At 39.6% G+C, this 2,191-nt stretch carries 1 protein-coding gene; it reads right to left on the reverse strand.

The window, feature by feature from the left end:
- Positions 1–5: 5 nt before the first annotated feature.
- Positions 6–2,191, reverse strand: a 2,186-nt coding sequence (locus tag GCCT14_RS04525; protein WP_204592956.1) for a tetratricopeptide repeat protein, incomplete at its 5' end; no start/stop codon positions are given.

Consider the following 2,191-nt stretch of genomic DNA (forward strand, 5'->3'; position numbering starts at 1 on the left):
AAGAACTATCTATGGCGAGTCCAAAACAAAAAATCATCATCTGAATCATCAGATGGAGAGGGGCCCTCATCCAGGTTGCTCAGCATTTCAAGAAAATAAGATTCATTACGCAAAGGATCTAACCAGCTATCTTCTAACACTTCTTCTAAAGAAGGAACAACCCCAACCTCAACTGCTTTCGAAAAGCATTTTAGCGCTTTATCTATGTCACCTCGAACCGAGTAAATACAGGCCAAGTTATAGAAAACCATTTGATTTCCTAATCTCAAAGACATCAAAAATTTTTCTTCAGCCTCTTGAAGATGAGCCTCATAATACGACAGAATGTAATGTTGTGGGACAGAAGATTTGATAAATGAAAGAATACAAATACCCCATTCACCCCAAACGATATCATCTTCCGGATCTATTTCAGAAAGAATTCTATAATGTTCAAAAGCTCTGAAAAAGCATTCTGGGTCAGAGGTTGCCTCTGCCAAATGAGAGAGTGCAAAAGCGAAAGCTAAACGAATATGGAATGCATTTGGATCAATGTTTTGAGCAAGTGCTAATGATTGTACTGCACGGTCATAGAAAGTCTCATCCCCAGAGTAATCTCCTTGTAAATCTAATGCACATCCATGCTGGTAAAGCAACTCAGCATCTAACCTCACACCCATTGCCTGATACTGATCGATAACAAAAGAAAACTTTGACAATGCCTCATTCAAAAGCTCCTTATTCCCTAAAATTTCGGATGCTCGCATCAATGCAACTGCCCAATCTATATTAATCCATATATGTTCTTCGCATAGATCAGAACACTCACTGAATCCCGCCAAACATTTCTTAAAAAGATTAATATTGCCTGTGGATTCTGCCAAAAGAAAGTATGTCTGTGCAAGGCCAAGACTAATCCAGCTGGATCTACCAAGTTGGGCCATTGAGGTTTTCAAACGGGCCAATGCGCTTTGGAAAAAACGTGTATCGCAAAAGTATCTTCCCTGCTCAATTAGTGCTAGTGCATGCCTATAGTGATGAATAGTCTCCTCTGGCTCCTGATCTATAACTTCCAATAGAACATTTTCTGCCTGACGAAGTAGAGCTAAATTATCGTCATAAGCTCCAAGAATTGTTTGACAACAACTTAACAAGCTTCTCAACTTTGGATGAATAGGATCTACAGCAAGCCCAATTTGGAGCTTATCACACGCAATACGTAAAAATTGTACTTGTTGTCTAAACCTTCCAACAAAATAGTATAGTTCTGCCCATTGTAAACTTACTTCTATTCGACTTGCTCCTCTTGCTAAAGCTCCAGAAAATGCCTCTTCTGCCTTTGCAAGAGATTCATCAAATCCTTGATGGAAAAGGCACCTAGCATGAAATTTAGCAAGAAGAAGCCAGGCATCTGGACTTTCTGGAGCCAAATTAATGGCACATGCAATCAATTTCTCTGCTTGACACAACAAGTTATGTGATGAAACACGCTTGGAAAGCGCAAGCACACAATCACTGTACGCAAGCCAAAAAGATACCTTATTGACGTTCTTCTCCTGAGCCTCTGCAAAGCATCTAATGGCCTTCACATAATCCCCTATTTCCTCTGAATTTTTTGCTGTAGCAAATAATAATTCTGCCCAAAGAAGATGTGTTTCAGCATCAATAAGCGAAGAAGAGACTATTGGATGAGCTAAATCGTAAGCCTCCTGTAATAATTGAGTTGAATCAAGCCAAAACGATTGAGCAGCTAACACAACGCGCAAAAATAGATGCAAATAAGGAAGATGAAATGAAGACTCCTTCAATGCCCTTCTTAATCGATAAACGGCATGACTTAACGCTCCAGGATTCTTTTCATTCAAATAGCAGCTCCAAAAGGTTTGCCCCTGAAGGTAAGCAACATAGTGACTCATAGGAGCTACTTGAGAGGCCAGCTCAAAGCAATTAAGCATCTTTATTGCAAGACCAGAGTTTACTTCATTTGAAAATAGCCTTCCTTCGTGCACTAAAGCTTCCGCAAATAACTCTCTATCTTGAGCAGACCAAGTAGACCACGACTTTTCATGCTTAAATCTTTCAAGAATAGAAAAATTTTGTTGTTCCAGGGCCAATCTTAGAATTGAAGCTTTTGAACTCTCCTTCATTGCCAAAGAAGCCCTCCCAATGATCCCGTTACATACAAAACAGATTTGTGCTAGCCAAAGGTATA

The organism is Candidatus Similichlamydia epinepheli (genome assembly GCF_003056015.1).